This is a genomic window from Nostocoides veronense (assembly GCF_039531185.1).
Lineage (GTDB): Bacteria > Actinomycetota > Actinomycetes > Actinomycetales > Dermatophilaceae > Nostocoides_A > Nostocoides_A veronense.
Window position 1 is genome coordinate 168,124 of record NZ_BAAAPO010000016.1, and the last position, 18,950, is coordinate 187,073.

The window sequence follows — 18,950 nt, forward strand, 5'->3', positions numbered from 1 at the left end:
CGCGCCGGTTGCAATGGTGTTGCACCCGCCATCCGTGGAAGGACCCCCGTGACCCCCACCCGATCCACCTTGCGCGCTCGCGCGCCCTTGCGGGTCAGTTTTGCGGGCGGTGGCACGGACGTCCCGCCCTTCCCCGAGCGCGAGGGTGGTGCCGTGCTGTCCTCGACGATCAACCGCTATGCCTATTCGACCCTGCGGCCCCGGTCGGACAGCACGATCACCGTGCAATCGCTGGACTATGGCGACACCGTGGACTTCGCCCTCGACAATCCGGTCGTTCTCGACGGCCGGCTCGACCTGCCGAAGGCCGCGATCAAGCACCTGCTGGAATATCCGCACGCCTTCAAGCCCACCGGCTTCGACCTCTTCCTGCATACCAATGCCCCGCCCGGCTCGGGCCTCGGCTCCTCCAGCGCGGTCATGGTCTCGGTCATCGCGCTCGTCGCGGCCCACCTCGGGGTGGACCTGACACCGCACGAGATCGCCGAGCAGGCGGTGCGGCTGGAGCGCCAGGATCTCGGGATCGCCGGCGGCCTGCAGGACCAATATGCCGCCGCCTTCGGGGGTTTCAACTTCATCGAGTTCGGGGCGCGGGAGGTGACGGTCTATCCGCTGCGGGTGCGCGAGGCGACCGTCCACGAACTGGAGCACAACATCCTGCTGGCCTTCACCGGGCATACCCGCACCGCGGATCACATCATCGAAGACCAGGTCACGCGCTATGAGGGCGGGCATGTGGATGCCCTGTCCGGCTTGCGCGCGCAGAAGCAGATCGCGCACGCCATGAAACAGTCGCTGCTGCGCGGCGATGTCAGCGACTTCGGTCATCTGCTCGACCAGGCCTGGCAGGAGAAGCGGAAGCTGTCCGCGCGCATCTCCACCCCGCTGATCGACGAGGCGGTGGCCGTGGCGCTGGCCAATGGCGCGCTGGGCGCGAAGGTCACAGGCGCCGGCGGCGGCGGGCACATGATCTTCGTGTGCGAGTTCGAGCGGAAACATCTCGTCGCCGAGAAGCTGCTGGCGATGGGTATGTCGGTCGGCGAGTTCACGTTCACGCAGCAGGGTGTCACCACGTGGCGGGTGGAGGGCTGATGTCGGAGCTCATGGAGACCTTCCATGCGCAGGCGCGGGCCGAGTGGGCTCGGCTGGCCGTTGCCCTCGTGGAACCGGACCTTGTCGCGGCCGTGGACGCCGCCGGGTTGGCGCTGCTGGCGGCGCTACGCGGGGGCGCCAAGGTGCTCGTCGCGGGCAATGGCGGCAGTGCGGCGATGTCCTCGCATGTGGCCGCCGAATTCGCCGGCAAGTGCGTGCGAGATCGCGACCCATTGCCCGCCTTGAGTCTCGCGGAGTCGCCGACGGCGATCACGGCTATCGGCAATGACTACGCCTTCGAGCAGATCTTCGCGCGGCAGGTGCGTGCCCATGGGCGCCCCGGCGACGTTCTCATCGTGATGACGACGAGCGGCACGTCGGGGAATATCACCCTCGCCCTGGATGCGGCGCGGGCCGCCGGCCTGGCCACGATTGCCCTCACCGGGTCGCGGGGCGAGCACCTGCGGGAGCGGGCGGACCACGTCCTGGTCGTGCCCAGCGACTACACGCCGCGCATCCAAGAAGTCCACTTGATGTGGACGCACGCCTGGTGCGAAGCCGTCGATCACGCTTGGCCGTGACCGCCCCCGATATCGCCTTCCTCGACCGCGACGGCACCATCAATGTCCGCCGGGTCGGGGGCTATGTCGATGACCCCGCGGATGTCGAGTTGCTGCCGGGGGCCGCTGCGGCGATCGCGCGGCTCAATGCCGCCGGAGCGCGGGTCGTGGTGGTGACCAACCAGCGCGGCCTGGCGACCGGGCGACTGGAGTGGGCGGCATACGAGCGCGTCACGGCACAGTTGGTGGACCTGCTGGCCGCCGAGGGCGCCCACCTGGACGCGATCCGGGTCTGCCCGCACGACCACGATCAGTGCGTATGCCGCAAGCCCGCCGACGGTCTGTTCCGCGACGAACTCGTCGCGCAGCCATGGGCCCGGCCGCAGTGGTGCGTCATGGTCGGGGATATGCCGAGCGATGTGGCGCCGGCGCGCGGGCTGGGGATGACGGCATACGAGCTCGGCGTCGATGTCCCCGACCTTGCGGCGGCCGTCGACCGGATCCTTGCGGGTCAGTAGGGGTCGTAGGGGCTGTCGTGGCCGAGGCGGCGCGCGATGGTGTTCAGTCGCAGACGCAGGAGCACCTTCATGCCGAGATTGCGTGCCCACCAGGGCATTTCGGCGAGCAGACGCAGTCGGCCCGCCATCCCGGGGGAGCCGACCTCGAAGCGCGCCAGGGAGCCGGCGCGGTCGCGATAGCGCAGCCGGGCCCCGGGGCGCAACAGGGTGAGTACGCCCAGGGTGATGCCCACGGAGGAGAAGCAATCGTGGATGAGGACTGGGGCGCCGTCGGGGACATGGGTCGCCCACTTGAGGTCGTCGAGGACGGTCCAGACATCATGTTTGCCGTCGATGAAGAGCACATCGATGGGGGAATTCCACGTCGGGCGGGCGCGGGTCGAATACTCCTTGAGCAACTCGACCCGGTCCGCGACGGCGGCGCGCTGAAGGTGCGCTTCGAAGCGCCCCTGGGTCAGGGGTGAGCCGTACTTCCAGTCATCGACGAAGGGATCCACGGCCACCACTCGGCCCCCGGTTTGTGCGACGGCGCTGCCGAGGACGACCGTGCTGCGGCCCTGATAGCTGCCGATCTCGAGGACCACCGGTGCTGGGCTGGCGGCGAGCGCCGTATCCCACAACAGGCGCGCCTGATCAGGGGTGAGCCAGCCGGGAATGTCGTGCGCCAGGGCCCAGGCAGCGTCAAAGGTGCCGGCGCTCATCTGCGCCCCTCACCGGGGTGGAACACGCGGGCCTCTTGTCGATCGGGGGAGCGGGGCGATCGATTGTGGCACGACGATTAGGCTGCCGAAGATTCGGCGGGAGGTCCCGGCGAGTGTCCCCGGCGGGATGTCGTGTGAGGAGGCCGCCATGAGCTCGACAACCGGCGGCCCGGCCTCGCGCCTACTGCGGCACGCGCCCGATCTGGTCGCGCTGGCGTGCGCATTGCTGATCGGCGCGCCCTTCCTCGCGCGGGGCACCGTGATCGCCTACGACCTGGCGTGGGTGCCGCGGCCCCGGTGGACGCCCTTCGTCCTGGGGGTCGGCATACCCGCTCCCCGTGCCGTGCCGAGCGATGCCGTCGCCGTCCTGCTCGGCCGCCTCATCGGCGCCGGCCTCGCCGAGGCGCTGCTCGTGGTGGGCTCGCTGGCGCTGGCCGGCATGGGCGCCGCCCGCCTCCTCGCCCCCGTTGGGCTGGCGCCCGAGTCACACGATTCTCTCCGGATGCCGGAACCTTGCGCTTCACCCCGCCTAGAAAGTGGGGTGAAGCGCAAGTTTCCGGCATCCGGAGATAAACGGGAGGCACCGGGCCTCGGGGGTCGGTGCGTCGCGGCGGCCGTGGCGGTGTGGAATCCGTTCGTTGCCGAGCGGTTGGCGATCGGTCACTGGACGGTGCTGCTGGCGTATGCCGTGCTGCCCTGGTTGGTGCGCGCGGCCGTGCGGCATCGGGCTGGGATCGCGGGGAGCTGGCCGGTGCTCGCGTGGCTGGCCGGGTCCGGAGTGGGTGGGGCGAATGCGCTGATCATCACCGCGCCGGTGGTGCTGATTGTCGTGCTGTGGCCGGGTGCGTATGGCGGCCGGTGGTCCCCTCGCGCGGGTGGGCTGGCGCTGCTGGTGGCCGCGGGATCGGCTGCCGCGTGGGCGCTCCCGGCTCTGCTGGCCGGTGTCGCGGGCGATCCGGCGGGCACTCGGCTGTTTGCGGCGCGGGCGGACACGCCATACGGCCTGTTCGGGTCGGCGCTCAGCGGTGGCGCCTTGTGGAGTCAAGCGACTCATGCCGTCCGCGGCCCCGCACCGCTGACGGGTGTATTGACGTTGGGGTTCCTCGCAGCCCTGGTCGTCGCGCTGCCACGGCTCGTCCGCTCGCCGCTGGTCCCGCTCGTCGGGGCTGGGCTGCTCGGTCTGCTGCTCGTGACCATCAGCGGAAGCTCCGCCTCGGAGGGCCTGTGGTCGTGGCTACTGTCGGCCGTGCCCGGCGGCGGGGTCTTGCGCGATAGCCAGAAACTGCTGGCACCCTGGATGCTGCTCGTCGCCCTCGCCGTCGGTGTGGCCGTGCATCGGGTATGCCGTCTGCCCGCCTTGCGTGCCGCCGCCCCGGTGCTCGCCATCGCCGCCACGCTGCTGCCGCTTGCGCTGCAACCCACCTTTGCTTGGGGTCTGGGCGGCCGGCTGGTCAGCTCGCAGGTGCCCGCCGAGTATCTCGCGACGACAGCGGCTCTATCGGGGCGTGAAGCAGGGCTCGTGGGACTGCTGCCGTGGAATCAATATCGGCGCTATCCGTGGAATGGCGAGCGCGTCGCCCTGACGGTGGCGCCGCGCCTAGTGGGCCAGCAAGTGCTGGCTAATGACGCCCTGCCCACCCGCAGCGGATGGGTGGCGGGGGAGGACCCGCGGTCTGCCGCCGTCAGCGCCGAGATCGCCGCGGGCGCCGATCCCGTTGAGGCTTTGCGCCGTCAAGGCGTGCGCTATGTCCTGATCGAAACCGATGCCGCCGCGGGGGCCGCGCCCGATGCCGACGCGGCCACTGGCTCAGGTCCGGCTGCGGGTGCGTCGCCGCTCGTCCCGGACTCGCTCGCCGGCCAGGTGCCGATCGCGAGTGGTCCGAGCGCGGCGGCATACGACCTGGGCCCCAGCACGACCCCCCTGCCCAGCATGTCCGGTCCCGTCCGCGCCGGCTGGGCGCTCACGCTGGCGACCTGGCTACTTGTCTCCGTCGGCGCCCTCCCGCGATGGCGCTCCGCCCGAGCGGGCCGTGCCCGAGGGGGTCGCGCAACTTCTGCTAGCACCATTTAGTCGAATCTGCACACCTTGCAAGGTCTGCGGATTCAACTAACCCGTGCTAGCAGAAGTTGCACACACCCCACACGCCCCGGCGACGCGCGGGCGAGAGGCGTTTACGCAATCGACGATGTCTTTGCTACTCTTCGGTACATGCGTTCCGGAAGTGCTTCGCTTGCCCCGATTGGGGCCTTTGCTACTGGTGTGGTCCTTGCCCTCTTCGGCATCTGGGGTGGCGTCGGTGCCATCACGCCGTCCCCGACCAAGGCTCCGGCGCAGATGGCGGTCTACGACGAGCCCTGATCGGGCCTGTCGCACGCGGCTCCACATCCCACGCGGATGGTGGGGCCGTTCTCTTTTCCCCACGCAACTCAGCGGGCCGTGACAGTCCCGACCAGCAGCCGCTCCCACGCATCAATGGTGTCTGACCAGCGAAAACGCGTCACCCATTCCATCGCCCCCGACCCCAGCCGGTCGCGCTCGGCGGGATCAGCGAGGATGCGCCGCAGCGCCGCCGTAAAGGCCTCCTGACCGTCCTCGCACAACAGCCCGCTCTCGCCATCGTGGATTGAGTCGCGCAGGCCTCCCGCATCTCGGAAGGCCACGGCGGGCGTGCCGTGCACGCCGGCCTCGACCACCACGAGCCCCCAGCCCTCCTTGACCGACGGAAACGCGAGCACCCATGACTCCGCGAGCAGCCGGTGCTTTTCGGCCTCCGAGACCTGGCCCGTGAAGGTGACGGCCGACTCGACACCGAGGGCGGCGGCATACTCCTCGAGCTTGGGGCGCCACCAGCCGGATCCCACGACGAACAGGTGTAGTTCGGGGAAGTCCGACCGCAAAGCGGCCGTCGCCTCAATCGCCATCTCGACCCGCTTGTGCGGCACCAACCGGCCGAGCACGGTGATCACCGGGCTAGGGGAGCGGACAGCCTCGGGATCGGCGACGACATCGGTGCCATTGTGGATCACCGTGATCCGCCCCGCGTCGACGCCGAGGCCCACCAGTTCGGAGCGCGTGGAGTCCGAAACGGCGACATACTCACTGCGCCGGTAGACCGCGGGCGCCACGCCCGACTCCAGCCACCAGCCGACGCCGGCCGCGCGCGCCCCGAGGACGATCGGCCACTGCTCCTTGTGCACGTGATGAACCAGGTTGATCACCCGCGAGCCGCCCGCCAGCGGCGAAAGAAAAGGCACGCCATTCTGGACGTCGATGACGACATCCGCGCGCTGGCGGCCTGCGAGCCGCGACACCAGCGCCCGCGGGAAAACGCCATAGTGGCCACCGCGTCGCGAATAAGCCACCCCCCGCACCACCTCGTCCGGCACCCCGCCGGGGTATGCCGCGGTGCGGATCGTCACCTGATGCCCCCGGGCCGCAAGCCCCTCGGCGACCTCACTCAGATAGCGCTCGGCCCCGCCAGCCTCGGGGTGGTGCTGATCGCGCCAGGAGAGGAATAGGAGGCGCAGGTGGCGCGGGCTCATCGGGGTCCTCGGCGGCGGGGCGGGCGTGATCATGGCGGCGCCCTACCATGTCCGGGTGCAGGCCAGGGCAGAGCGAAAGATACCGCACGGTAGCCCTTCACTCTCTGGCTCGTCGCGGCCCACCGGCCGACTGCTGACCCTCGCCGGCCTGCTCGTCGTATGGACGGTCGCCTGGTCGACACCCGCCGGCCAGATCGGCGAAGACACCAAGAACGATCTCTATGTCGACGCCTGGGGTCTGATGCGGCGCGCCCTGCACCTGTGGGATCCGCAGGTCACGTGGGGGATGCTGCAGAACCAGGGCTACGGCTACCTCTTCCCGATGGGGCCGTTCTATGCCGTGCTGTCCGAGGTGCTGCCCGTATGGCTCGTCCAGCGCCTCTGGTGGTCCGCGCTGCTCACCATCGGTTTCCTGGCCACCTTGGCCGTGCTTCGGGCGCTGGGATATGGGCGATACGGCGCGGTCCACGTGGGCGCGCTGGCCTACGCCCTGGCGCCTCGCGTGCTCTCGACCATGGGCGCCATCTCGCCCGAAGCGCAGACGCAACTGCTCGCCCCGGCGATCCTGTTGCCTCTTGTCCTCGCGGACCGGGGCCGGCTCAGCACCCGGCGAGCCGCGGCCCTTTCGGGCGTGGCCATCCTGCTGTGCGGCGGCGTTAACGCCACGGCGACGCTCCTGGCGGCGGTCCCGGCGGGCGTCTGGTTGGTCACCCGGCGGCGTTGGTGGCGAAGATCGCTCACCTGGGCTTGGGCACTGGCGGCGGCGGCCGCGAGTGCCTGGTGGCTCGGCCCACTCCTACTGCTCGGGCGCTACAGCCCGCCCTTCCTCCACTGGATCGAAAACGCCGCCGCCGTCGTCTCGCCGCTCGGCCTGCTCGATGTGCTCAAGGGCACCGACCACTGGCTCGGCCACCTCCTGGTGACCGGCGGCCCGTGGTGGCCGGCAGGCTGGGCGATCGCGGATTCGCGCACGATCGTCATCGCCTCCGGGATGCTCGCCGGCGCCTCCCTGGCCGGCCTCGCGCTGCCGATTCGCGAGCGCCGCTTCCTGCTCCTCACGCTGCTCCTCGGCCTGATCCTCCTCGTGCTCCCGCAGTCAGGGGCGCTCGCCAGCCCGATGGCACCAGCGATGCGCGACCTGCTCGACGGGCCGCTCGCGCCGCTGCGCAATGTCCACAAAGCCGACCCGCTCGTGCGCCTCCCGTTCGCCATTGGCCTCGTCAATCTGCTGGGGTATGCCGCCCGCGCCCTGCGCCACCGTGCCCTCGCCCCCGCCGTCGCGGCCGGGCTCGTCCTCGTGGTCGCCGGGCCCGCCTTGAGCGGGGTGGTCGCCACGCGCGGCACCTTCACCGAGATGCCGCGGCAGTGGCGCGATGCGGGGGCCTGGCTAGATGCGCACGCCGACCAGGGCGGGGCGATCATCTTGCCGTCCTCGAGCTTCGCCGAATACACCTGGGGGCGCACGATCGATGAGCCGCTGCGCTCGCTGACGTCCGCGCCCTATGCCGTCCGCGACGCCGTCCCCCTCACGCCCGCCGGCACCATCCGGCTGCTCGATGAGGTGCAGCGGCGCGCCCAGAGCGCCCGCGACCTGCGCGGCGCGGTGCCCGCGCTGCTCGCCGCGGGTGTGAAGTATGTCGTCCTACGCAACGACCTCGACACCCGCGCCACCGGCGGAGACCTCGTCATCCTCACGCGCTCGGCCCTTGTGGACACCAAGGCGGCCCGGCGCGTCGCAGGCTTCGGCCAGGCCATCCACAACGAGACCGGGCAGCGTGTCTCGCCAGTGGAGATCTTCGCCCTGGATGGGGAGGCGACGCCGCCGGCCACACTCTGGCCGCTGGCCTCCCTGCCGGTCGTCTCGGGCGCCAGCGAAGCGCTGCCCGCGCTGCAGGAATCGGCGCTGGCCGCGGGACCGGTGATCTTCGACGGCGACGCCTCGACTACGGCGAACACCGCGCCCCGCATCGAAACCGACACGCTGCGCGCCCGCACCCGTTATTTCGGCGCCACTCGCGGCCACGACATCACCCGCACCCTGACCCTGGCCGAAGCCGCCGAGGGCATCGACTATCTGCCCTGGCCCGACCTCGCCCTGCGTTCGGTTGTGACCTTCAGCGGCGGCCTCGCCTCCGTCACCGCCTCCAGCGCGCTCAGCGACCAGCTCAGCCTCGCGGGCTTGTTTCCCGCTCGCCGGCCGTATGCCGCCCTCGACGGCGATCCCGACACCGCCTGGATCGTCTTCGGCGACCCGGACCCCACCCTCACCATCCGGCTCACCACCCCGCGGAAGATCCCGTCGGTGCGCCTCCTGCCGACCGCCGATCCGACGGTCTTCGGCCGCACCGTCGCCGCCGCGACCCGCGTGGAGATCACCTTCGCCGGTCAGCGCACCGAGGCCGCGATCGCCCCGACCGGCACCAGGGTCGCCCTACCCGCCGGGGAGGGTGCGGAGCTGCGGATCCGCATACTCCAAACCGCCGGCGGCAACCCCGCCGACGTGGCCACGGGCCTGGCCGAGGTGAGCATCCCCGACCTGCACCCGGGCGAGGCGATCGCGCTGCCTGACCCTCAGACCAAGGGTCCCACGCAGGCCATCGTCGCCAGCCGCGACACGGACGCCTTCGACGGCTGCGTGCGCACCGAGGACGGCTACCAATGCCTCAGCGGCGGCTTCCGGCCAGCCGAGGACACCGGTCCGCTCACCCGTATCGTGCGGACCACCGCCGCGGGCTCGTATGTCGTCAGCGGCGCCCTGATGGCCGATCCGGCTCATCGTTCAGCCCTGCTCAAGCTGCCGGGCATCGAGAGCGTCACCGCGTCGAGCAGCCGTACGCTTGGGGCACCGGGGGACCCGCTGGCCCTCCTCGACGGCCTGCCGGAGACGGCGTGGAGCCCCGCGACCGACGACCGCACCCCGAGCATCCATATCGCCTTCGACGCACCGCAGCGCGTGACCGGCCTGCGCGTGAGGGCCCGCGCCGACTGGCTCGACGAGCACGCCCCGATGGCCGTGAGCGTCACCCGCGATGGCACGCGAGAAGTCTCCCGCCTGCGCCGCGACGGCACGATCGAGCTCACGGCGGCCACCACGCGCACCCTCGACGTCGAATTCCTCCCGGACGCCGGCACCTCCGCGCTGGCCGCGGCCGAGTTCAGCGCCCTGGCGCTCGTCGGGGCGCAGCTCCCGGCCGTCAACACGACCGTCGGGGTGCCGTGCGGGTCCGGCCCCACGCTGCGCGTCGGGGGCAAAAAGGTGCCCACCGCCGTCATCGCCGACCGGGCCGCGCTGATGGGCACGGCCGCGGGCTACTGGCAGGCGTGCGAGCGGATCGACCTGCCCGCCGGCGAGATCATGCTCAGCGTCGGCACCTGGGAATCAATGGTGCCCGCGAGCCTCCTCGCGCGCACCGCCGATGCAGCGGTCGCCGGCTCGGTGCGCCAGGCCGGCCAGCCGCTCCCGACCAGGGCGTATGCCGGGGGCCGCCGCACCGGGTCCGTCACCTCAGCCAGCTTCGACCGGGTGCTCGCGCTGACGCAGAACACCAACCCCGGCTGGCGGGCCACCCTCGATGGCCGGGCCTTGGCCCCGCAGATCGTCGACGGCTACCGGCAGGCGTTCCTCATCCCGACCGGTGCGGCGGGGGAGGTGGTCGTGGAATTCGGCCCCGACCGGGCCTACCGGACCGCCTTGCTGTTTGGTGCCGTGCTGGCGGGCGGACTGGTCCTCACCGCGATCTGGCCGGCGCGTCGCCGCGCCGCCGACACCCCCGAGGCGCCGCAGCGGGCGCCGCAGTCGCCGCCGCAGGTCCGGCACCGCCGTGCCTTCACGGCCCTCCTCGCCATCCTTGGCGGGGTCGCCGTGGCCTCATGGCCCGGTGCGCTCGTCGGCCTGGTCATGACGGTGCTCGCGCTCCGGGTGCGATCGCGAGGGGCCTTGCCCCTGGCCGCATTGGTGTTGGCCACCAGCGCCGCAATCGTCCACGCCGTTGCCGCGTCCGGCCTCGGGCCAGGTAGCCCAGCCATCGCGGGCACGACCCGCTTGCTCAGCCTCGCGGCGCTGCTGTGTGTGCTGCTGGCGCCGGCCGCGCGCGTCCGCGCCGGCGCGCCGCCCACCGCATCAGCGGCAACTCCACCAGGTGATAGCTCAGCGTCGCCAGAGCCAGCGTGATCGGCACGCCCAGCGCGAGGAGGGGCAGCAGCCCGCCCGAGAAATACTGCACGCCGCTGACGGCATACATCCCAGTGAAGACCGGCACATGCCACAAGAAGGTGCCATAGGACACCCGGCCCAGCCACGCCATCGCGGGGTGGGCGAGCGCGCGGGCATACCCATTCGCGCCGCCGAGCACCAGCGGCAGCAAGAGCGCTCCGGCGACCACACAGGACAGCGCCATCTTCGCCGCGAGCCGCCAGCCGTCGACCACGCCGAGGGTGAGCAGGCCGGCCACCGGAGTGGTGGCGAAGAGGTATGCCGCCGCCCCCACCACGAGGATCGGTCCCGCCGGTCGGGTCCACGAACGCAGCCGCGTGCTGACCGGATGGTCCGGCCGCGCGACTGCCTCCGCGAGGATCATGCCGACCAGAAAGCTCGCCGCGCGCGCGGGCAGCCAGCGCTCAGCGGGTATGCCGGTGTCCACATCCGTCGCGGGGACCAGCCCCGTCACGAGGACGGCCAGCGGCAGCGTCAGCGTCAGCATCCCCAAGGGCGCGTCCGGCCGCCGGGTCCGCAGCCGCGCGAGCGCCGCGGCGATCAGTGGCAGCACCGCATAGAAGGAGAGTTCGGTCGCGATCGACCAGGCCTGCGAGAAGCTCGGCAGGTGCGAGCCGCGGGCATAAATCTGCATCCCGAGCGCATGCAGCACGAGGTCGCGCGTGCTCGGGTGCGCCGTGAGCGCGACCACCAGCAGGACCAGCCAGTATGCCGGGAGCACCCGGGCCGCCCGCCGCAGGTAATAGCGCGGCAGGGTTGCGCGGCTTGCCGGGGCACGCAGGAAGCCACGGTGCAGCAGATAGCCCGAGAGAGCGAAGAAGATCGCCACCCCGAAGTCGCCGCGCCCCATGAGATGGCCCACCAGGCCGGCGCTATTGACGGCGCCGCTGAGGAAGGCAGCGTGGGTGAGCACGACGAGGCCGGCCGCGACCGCCCGCAGGCCGTCGAGGGCGGCGTCGTGGACGGGCAGTGCACCCGTTTGCCCGCCGCCGGATTCCATGCGGGGAGCATAGGAGGCGAGCGGGCGTCATCCTCACGAGTCCGGGCCGGGCGCGCCCAGCGGCGGAGGGTTTGTGCACTTCCATCTACTCGCTGGTAGCATCTGCCGACCGACCGACGACGTGGTGGGTTGCTGCCCACGCGAGGAGTTGCACGATCCCTATGCGCAAGATTTTCGGACCGCTCCTTCTCGGAGTCGGCGGTTTCCTGCTCACGACAGCCCTTCTCGTCCTCCTCTGGGTGCCGGGCCAGGTCAAGAAGACCCCCCTGAATGTCGACAGCCTGACCACGCTTACGGGCGAGGCCAGCTACCTCGGTTCCGATCGCGCCCCGGTCAAGGCCACCAGTCACACAGTCACCGACGGCGACGCCTCCACGGGTGACACGGCGGTCTTCCAGACCTTCACCTGCCTGATGTGGAACAAGGACGGCAATGCGCCGGACTGTGTTAGCGCTGAAGGCGAGAACAGCATCCTGATCAACGCCGGCACGGACAACTTCGCGACTAATCGCAAGACCGCGCTCGCCGAGGACGACCAGGCGAAGTATGTCGGTGCCAACGCCTCTCCGCACTCGGGCTTGATCAACAAGTTCCCATTCGACGTCGAGAAGAAGACCTACCCCTTCTGGGATTCCATCCTCAAGGACGCCGTTGACGCCGCCTTCGTCGGCGAAGAAGAAGTCAACGGGCTCAAGACCTACAAGTTCAATATCAATGTCGTCGATCGCCCTGCCGAGATCGCGTCCGGTGTGCAGGGCAAGTACTCCGATGACAAGACGATGTGGATCGACCCGCTGACCGGCTCGATCATCAAGCAGGCCGAGAAGCAGGTCCGTGTGTTGCCTGACGGTTCGGCCGCACTCGACATGGACCTCGCCTTCACCGACGCCCAGGTCCAGGCGAATGTCGATGACGCGAAGACCAATGGCGGCAAGCTTGGCCTGGTCGGCAAGCTTCCGTGGATCGCTGGCCTACTCGGCCTGCTCTCGCTCGGGCTGGGTATGCTGCTCGGCCGCGGTCGCGACGAGGCCGCCGCGACGACGCAGGTGAAGACCACCGAGGGCGAGCGCATCGGCACCAAGCCCGAGTTCACCAAGCCGGTCGGTGCCACGACCGTTCGGGCCGGCGCTGACGAGCCCACCAAGCCGCTCTTCGGTGGCACGGACGCCACAGTCCGTCGTTCCGGCGATGACCTGCCGGAAGCGACTGTTCGCCGCCCCGACATCGACATGCCCGAGGGCGCCGTCCGGCTGCCGGATGGCACGGTTCGGCTCGCCGACGGCACCATCCGCCGTCCGGGCATCGACCTGACCAAGGAGTAGTTCATGCGTGTCGTCGTCACGGGCGGCGCGGGCTTCCTCGGATCACACCTGTGCGAGCGGCTCATTGAGCGCGGCGACCAGGTGGTGTGCCTGGACAACTTCCTGACTGGCACCCCGGCCAATGTCGAGCACCTGCAAGGTCGCGACGGCTTCCGCCTGGTCCGCACCGATGTCACGGACTACCTCCACGTCGTCGGGCCCGTCGATCTCGTCCTACATTTCGCCAGCCCGGCCTCGCCGGTCGACTACCTGCGCGTGCCGATCGAGACCCTCAAGGTCGGTTCGATCGGGACGCTGCACGCGCTTGGCCTCGCCAAGGACAAGGGTGCGCGGTTCGTGCTCGCCTCCACCTCGGAGGTGTATGGCGATCCGGAGGTCCATCCGCAGCCGGAGAGCTACTGGGGGCACGTCAATCCGGTCGGCCCGCGGGGGGTGTATGACGAGGCGAAGCGCTTCGCCGAGGCACTGACCCTGGCGTATCGGCATACGCACGGGGTCGACACCGGCATCGTGCGGATCTTCAACACCTTCGGACCGCGAATGCGCCCCGATGACGGCCGAGCGATCCCGAACTTCATCCGCCAAGCCTTGGCGGGGGAGCCGGTCACGGTCGCGGGTGATGGCAAGCAGACCCGGTCGATTTGCTATGTCGACGACCTGGTCACGGGCATCCTGGCGATGGCCGACGCAGACCACAGCGGCCCGATCAATATTGGTAACCCCCACGAGATCGCCATGCTCGACCTCGCGCGCTGGATCATCGACTTGACCGGCAGCGCTAGCGAGATCGTGCACATCGAGCGGCCGGTCGACGACCCCACGATCCGGCAGCCAGACACGACCTTGGCGCAGGCCGTCTTGGCCTGGGAGCCGCAGGTCGCTGTCGAGGACGGGCTGTTGCGCACGATCGAGTGGTTCCGCTCTCAGGAGCAGGCGCAGGCTTTCGCCGTGCCGCCGCTGGATCCCCAAGCGACCGAGCACATCCTGCGCGGCGAGTAGCTGCGGCGCTAGGACGTCTCGGAATCCAGCTCTCGCGTCAGTCCGCGGCGAGGGCCGCGGCGCCGACGATGCCGGCCTGGTTCTCCAAGGCTGCCGGGATGATCGGCGTGCGCAACTTCAGCAGGGGCAAGAACTTTTCGTGCTTGCGCGAGACGCCGCCGCCGACCACGAAGAGATCGGGCCACAGCAGGTCTTCGAGCCGCTTGTAGTACGGCTGGAGGCGCTCGGCGGCCCACTCGTCATACTTCAGCCCCTCCTTGTCCTTGACGCTTGATGCCGCGCGCGTCTCGGCATCGTGACCGTTCAACTCCATATGCCCGAGTTCGCAGTTCGGGATGAGTACGCCGTTGTGGAGCAGCGCGATGCCGATCCCGGTGCCGAGTGTCGTGAGGATGACGAGGCCTTGCTGCCCTTTTGCGGCGCCATAGCGTTGTTCGGCAACCCCGGCGGCGTCAGCGTCATTGACGAGCAAACACTTGCGGCCCAAGGCGTCGGAAAAGATCTTTTCGCCCTCGGCGTCGATCCAACTCTTGTCGATATTGGCGGCCGTACGAACGACGCCATGCTGGACGACTCCGGGGATGGTGACCCCGATCGGGGCATCCTTCGGCAGGTCGTCGGTGAACTCGTCGGCGATCTGGTCGACGATGGCCGCGACGGCGGCGGGAGTCGACTCCGCTGGGGTGGCGATCTTCAGACGGGGTTGCAGAAACTCGCCGGTTCTCAGATCCACCGGTGCGCCCTTGATGCCGGACCCGCCGATGTCGATCCCCAAAGCCACTGTGTGCGCCATTGCCCGTTGCTCCGTCCTTGTCCCCAGCACCGCACCGAAAGCCGATCTTTCGAGCGGATTGACCACGTCCGATCCTGGCCCAAAGGCCGTGTCGCCGCCACCCAGTGTCCACCTAGTGCGCAGATTGCCTGCTGTGGCTAGGCTACAAAATTGTGTCGCGGGTCACAGGGGATCTGCGCTGTGGGGTTTGGAGGCTAGAGCATGAGTGAGCACGGACCGGTGTCGGACGTCGAGTCGATCTATGACGATCAGGACACCAGCAGCGGCAAGAGCGCCATTCGGATCGCGAGCGTCGCGGCGCTTGGTGGATTCCTCTTCGGCTATGACTCAGCGGTGATCAATGGCGCCGTCTCGGCTGTGGAGGACCACTTCGCGGTCTCTTCGGAGTCCCTTGGCTTCGCGGTGGCCTCCGCCCTGCTCGGCGCCGCGGCGGGCGCCTTCACCGCCGGCGGCATCGCCGACAAGGTCGGTCGCCTCTCGGTCATGAAGATCGCCGCCGTCCTCTTTCTGATTTCGGCGCTCGGCACGGGTTTCGCCAACAGCCTGACGATGCTCATCATCTTCCGGATCATCGGCGGCCTCGGCGTCGGTTTCGCCTCGGTTATCGCTCCCGCCTATATCGCCGAGATTGCCCCCGCTCACATCCGCGGCCGCTTGGGCTCGCTGCAGCAATTGGCCATTGTCACCGGCATCTTCGTCTCCCTGCTCGTCGACTATCTCCTGGCCAATGCCGCAGGCGGCTCGCGCGAGGAGTTGTGGGGTGGGCTTGAGGCGTGGCGCTGGATGTTCCTCGCCATGGCCGTGCCGGCCGTCATCTATGGCGTCTTGGCTTTGACGATTCCCGAGTCGCCGCGCTATTTGATCGCGACCCACAAGATCCCTGAGGCTCGCAAGGTGCTATCGGCGCTGCTCGGCGAGAAGAACCTGGAAGTCAAGATCGACCGGATCCGCGCCTCGGTCGCGCGCGAGAAGAAGCCGTCGATGGCCGACGTCAAAGGCCCGGCGCTGGGCCTGATGCCGATCGTCTGGGTCGGCATCGGCCTGTCGGTCTTCCAGCAGTTCGTCGGGATCAATGTCATCTTCTACTACTCCAATATCCTCTGGGAGGCCGTTGGATTCAGTGAGGACGACTCCTTCAAGATCACGGTCTTCACCTCGATCGTCAACATCCTCACGACCCTGATCGCCATCGCGAGCATCGACAAGTTCGGCCGCAAGCCGCTGCTGCTCATCGGCTCCACGGGTATGGCGATCACCCTCGGAATCATGGCCTTCATCTTCGGCGGCGCCCCGTTGAACGCTGAGGGCATCCCGCAACTCTCCGACGCCGCCGGGATGATCGCCTTGGTCGCCGCCAACCTCTTCGTTGTGGCCTTTGGTATGTCGTGGGGCCCGGTTGTGTGGGTCCTGCTCGGCGAGAAGTTCCCCAACAAGATCCGCGCTGCCGCACTGTCTCTGGCTGCCGCCGCTCAATGGGTCGCGAACTGGTTGATCACCGTCTCCTTCCCGAAGCTGCGCGACACCCTCGGCATCGCCTATGGCTTCTATGCCCTCTGCGCGGTCTTGTCCTTCGTCTTCGTCTGGAAGTGGGTCAGCGAGACCAAGGGCAAGGAACTCGAGGAAATGGACGACCACGCCTGACGGGCCTCGACATCGACACCCGATCCGCGCGGTAACCCTGGATCCGTGCATTGACACCCTCTCCACAGGGTGTCAATGCACGGATCGAGTGTCGATGCAGCGAATCGGGGCGGTCAGGCGAGGGGCTTGCGGCAGACGAAGATGGCGGTGCCCGGCAGGACGCGGCCGCGGGTGGGGGACCAGCCACCCCATTCCTGATCGTTGCGTTCGGGCCACTGCGGCTCGATCAGGTCGACCAAGTCCAGACCCGCCGCAACGATCTCCCGGACCCGCTCACCGAGCGTGCGGTGGTGCTCGACATAGGTGACCTGCCCGCGGGCGTCGCGCTCGACATACGGCCTGGTGTCCCAATAGCTCTGATGCGCACTCAAGCCGCTCACCCCTGGCACATCCGGGAAGGCCCAGCGGATGGGGTGCGTCGTCGAGAAGACGAACCGGCCGCCGGGGCGCAACACGCGCGCCGCCTCGCGCATCACGCCGGCCGAGTCGGCAACAAAGGGCACCACGCCATACGCCGTAAAGACCGTCCCGAAACTCGCCTCGGCAAAGGGCAACCGGGCACCATCGCATTGCACCAGCGGCACATGATCCGGCGCGATGGCGTCGATAAGTTGTCCTTGACGCAACATTCCGCCCGAGAGGTCACTGGCCACGACCTCGACACCCTGAGCCCGGAGCGAACGCGAGCACTGCGCCGCCCCAGCGCCGATCTCGAGGACGGGGGCGGGCGGCATACCTCCGGCAGGGGAAAGCAGCGACAACTCGGCCTCGGTCCAGCCTTCCGGGCCCCAGACGAAGCCGGAATCGCCGAGGAAGGTGCCGTGCTCCGCGCGGTAATCGGCGGCCTCGCCGTCCCACCACCGGCGCTGCGCGGCGATGGACTCGTCGTGCCCGACCGCCGCGCGCTCCACACGTCCGGCCCCACCACTCATCGCCTGGTCAGCTCCTCGGACGCGATTTGGGCGACCCTGGTCACGCCCACTAGACTGCTGTTCGCACACGTGTGCGCGTTTTGCGTGCCCACGAGCGCGAGTCCATTGTCCCATCACCATTCTGTCCGCATCGGAGTCCCTTCTACATGACTGCAACTACGGTCGCTTCGACCGCCCCTCAGGTCGCCATTAACGACATTGGCACCGAGGAAGAGCTGCTGGCCGCCATTGACCAGACCATCAAGAACTTCAACGACGGCGACATCGTCGAAGGCCGCGTTGTCAAGGTCGACCGGGACGAGGTCCTGCTCGACATCGGCTACAAGACCGAGGGCGTCATTCCCTCGCGTGAGCTGTCGATCAAGCACGACATCGACCCCAACGAGGTCGTCACCGTCGGCGACGAGATCGAGGCCCTGGTCCTCCAGAAGGAGGACAAGGAAGGCCGCCTGATCCTGTCCAAGAAGCGCGCCCAGTACGAACGCGCCTGGGGCACCATCGAGAAGGTCAAGGAAGAGGACGGCGTCGTCAAGGGCTCCGTCATCGAGGTCGTCAAGGGTGGCCTCATCCTCGACATCGGCCTGCGCGGCTTCCTGCCCGCCTCGCTCGTCGAGATGCGTCGCGTCCGCGACCTCCAGCCGTATGTCGGCAAGGAGATCGAGGCCAAGATCATCGAGCTCGACAAGAACCGCAACAATGTCGTGCTCTCGCGCCGTGCGTGGTTGGAGCAGACGCAGTCCGAGGTCCGCACCACCTTCCTGCGCGAGTTGCAGAAGGGCCAGGTCCGCTCCGGTGTCGTCAGCAGCATCGTCAACTTCGGTGCCTTCGTCGACCTGGGCGGCGTGGACGGCCTCGTGCACGTCTCCGAGCTGTCCTGGAAGCACATCGACCACCCGTCCGAGGTTGTCGAGGTTGGCGACGAGGTCACCGTCGAGGTGCTCGATGTCGACATGGACCGCGAGCGTGTCTCGCTGTCGCTGAAGGCGACCCAGGAAGACCCGTGGCAGCACTTCGCCCGCACCCACGCGATCGGTCAGGTCGTGCCGGGCAAGGTCACCAAGCTGGTGCCATTCGGTGCGTTCGTGCGCGTCGCGGACGGCATTGAGGGTCTGGTCCACATCTCCGAGCTGGCCGAGCGCCACGTGGAGCTGCCGGAGCAGGTCGTCACGGTCGGCTCCGACCTCTTCGTCAAGGTCATCGACATCGACCTGGAGCGTCGTCGCATCAGCCTGTCGCTGAAGCAGGCCAATGAGGACGCCGCCAACCTCGCCGAGTTCGACCCGACCCTCTACGGCATGGCCGCGGAGTATGACGAGAACGGCAACTACAAGTACCCCGAGGGCTTCGACCCGGAGACCGAGCAGTGGCTCGAGGGCTTCGACAAGCAGCGCGAGGCCTGGGAGAAGCAGTATGCCGAGGCGCACGCGCGCTGGGAGGCGCACCGTGCGCAGGTCGAGGCGGCCGCCAAGGCGGACGCCGAGGCTGGCGAGGCCGCGGGCGAGGCACCCTCGTCCTACTCCTCCACCACCACCGAGACCGGCGCTGCGCCGGTCGTCGAAGGCACCTTGGCCTCCGACGAGGCCCTGGCCGCTCTGCGCGAGAAGCTCACCGGGAACTGACCTTCCCGCGGGCGCAC

General features: G+C 69.1%; 14 protein-coding genes and 1 pseudogene. 10 read left to right on the plus strand and 5 right to left on the minus strand.

Going from position 1 to position 18,950, the window contains the following annotated elements:
• Positions 1-48 precede the first annotated feature (48 nt).
• From ABD225_RS05590 to ABD225_RS05600, 3 genes are read left to right on the plus strand one after another with little or no spacing between them, the layout of a single operon-like run.
• Complete coding sequence (locus tag ABD225_RS05590; protein ID WP_344082320.1) at positions 49-1,092, plus strand: GHMP family kinase ATP-binding protein; 1,044 nt, start codon at positions 49-51, stop codon at positions 1,090-1,092.
• Positions 1,092-1,673: a D-sedoheptulose-7-phosphate isomerase gene (locus tag ABD225_RS05595; RefSeq protein ID WP_344082322.1), complete on the plus strand. Its 582-nt coding sequence runs from the start codon at positions 1,092-1,094 to the stop codon at positions 1,671-1,673. The genes ABD225_RS05590 and ABD225_RS05595 overlap by 1 nt, the downstream gene beginning before the upstream one ends.
• Complete coding sequence (locus tag ABD225_RS05600; protein WP_344082324.1) at positions 1,670-2,170, plus strand: HAD-IIIA family hydrolase; 501 nt, start codon at positions 1,670-1,672, stop codon at positions 2,168-2,170. The genes ABD225_RS05595 and ABD225_RS05600 overlap by 4 nt, the downstream gene beginning before the upstream one ends.
• Here the strand turns inward: ABD225_RS05600 and ABD225_RS05605 are convergent.
• Positions 2,164-2,871 (minus strand): class I SAM-dependent methyltransferase, encoded by a 708-nt coding sequence (locus tag ABD225_RS05605; RefSeq protein WP_344082326.1) that lies wholly within the window; start codon positions 2,869-2,871, stop codon positions 2,164-2,166. The genes ABD225_RS05600 and ABD225_RS05605 overlap by 7 nt on opposite strands.
• Positions 2,872-3,019: 148 nt before the next feature.
• Between ABD225_RS05605 and ABD225_RS05610 the strand changes: the two genes are divergently transcribed.
• The gene (locus tag ABD225_RS05610) at positions 3,020-4,942 is read left to right on the plus strand and encodes an MmpA family trehalose lipid delivery protein (RefSeq protein ID WP_344082328.1); all 1,923 of its coding nucleotides are present in this window, start codon (positions 3,020-3,022) and stop codon (positions 4,940-4,942) included.
• A 138-nt stretch (positions 4,943-5,080) separates the two neighbouring features.
• Positions 5,081-5,230 carry a hypothetical protein gene (locus tag ABD225_RS05615; protein WP_344082330.1) on the plus strand — a complete coding sequence of 50 codons (150 nt, stop codon included), beginning with the start codon at positions 5,081-5,083 and terminating at the stop codon, positions 5,228-5,230.
• Between the two features lie 68 nt (positions 5,231-5,298).
• Here ABD225_RS05615 and ABD225_RS05620 read toward each other — a convergent pair whose 3' ends face one another.
• Positions 5,299-6,447 (minus strand): glycosyltransferase family 4 protein, encoded by a 1,149-nt coding sequence (locus ABD225_RS05620; RefSeq protein ID WP_344082332.1) that lies wholly within the window; start codon positions 6,445-6,447, stop codon positions 5,299-5,301.
• Between ABD225_RS05620 and ABD225_RS18670 the strand changes: the two are divergent.
• Positions 6,446-9,520, plus strand: a pseudogene (locus tag ABD225_RS18670) (alpha-(1->3)-arabinofuranosyltransferase domain-containing protein); the annotation flags it as partial. The gene ABD225_RS05620 and the pseudogene ABD225_RS18670 overlap by 2 nt on opposite strands.
• A gap of 940 nt (positions 9,521-10,460) precedes the next feature.
• Here the strand turns inward: ABD225_RS18670 and ABD225_RS05630 are convergent.
• On the minus strand, positions 10,461-11,627 hold the full coding sequence (locus ABD225_RS05630; RefSeq protein ID WP_344082334.1) for an acyltransferase family protein: 1,167 nt from the start codon (positions 11,625-11,627) through the stop codon (positions 10,461-10,463).
• A 161-nt stretch (positions 11,628-11,788) separates the two neighbouring features.
• Between ABD225_RS05630 and pgfA the strand changes: the two genes are divergently transcribed.
• Together pgfA and ABD225_RS05640 are read left to right on the plus strand one after the other, a co-directional pair.
• Positions 11,789-12,949, plus strand: coding sequence for a cell envelope lipid trafficking protein PgfA (pgfA, locus tag ABD225_RS05635; RefSeq protein ID WP_344082336.1), 1,161 nt, complete (start codon positions 11,789-11,791; stop codon positions 12,947-12,949).
• Between the two features lie 3 nt (positions 12,950-12,952).
• On the plus strand, positions 12,953-13,948 hold the full coding sequence (locus tag ABD225_RS05640) for a UDP-glucuronic acid decarboxylase family protein (protein ID WP_344082338.1): 996 nt from the start codon (positions 12,953-12,955) through the stop codon (positions 13,946-13,948).
• A 37-nt stretch (positions 13,949-13,985) separates the two neighbouring features.
• Here ABD225_RS05640 and ppgK read toward each other — a convergent pair whose 3' ends face one another.
• Positions 13,986-14,741, minus strand: coding sequence for a polyphosphate--glucose phosphotransferase (gene ppgK / locus ABD225_RS05645; protein ID WP_344082340.1), 756 nt, complete (start codon positions 14,739-14,741; stop codon positions 13,986-13,988).
• Between the two features lie 201 nt (positions 14,742-14,942).
• On the opposite strand from ppgK, the gene ABD225_RS05650 reads away from it, so the two are divergent.
• Positions 14,943-16,382 (plus strand): sugar porter family MFS transporter, encoded by a 1,440-nt coding sequence (locus ABD225_RS05650; RefSeq protein WP_344082342.1) that lies wholly within the window; start codon positions 14,943-14,945, stop codon positions 16,380-16,382.
• A gap of 113 nt (positions 16,383-16,495) precedes the next feature.
• Here the strand turns inward: ABD225_RS05650 and ABD225_RS05655 are convergent, their stop codons facing one another.
• Positions 16,496-17,314, minus strand: a complete 819-nt coding sequence (locus tag ABD225_RS05655) for a class I SAM-dependent methyltransferase (RefSeq protein WP_344082344.1) — start codon at positions 17,312-17,314, stop codon at positions 16,496-16,498.
• A gap of 146 nt (positions 17,315-17,460) precedes the next feature.
• Between ABD225_RS05655 and rpsA the strand changes: the two genes are divergently transcribed.
• Positions 17,461-18,933, plus strand: coding sequence for a 30S ribosomal protein S1 (gene rpsA, locus ABD225_RS05660; RefSeq protein WP_344082346.1), 1,473 nt, complete (start codon positions 17,461-17,463; stop codon positions 18,931-18,933).
• Positions 18,934-18,950 lie beyond the last annotated feature (17 nt).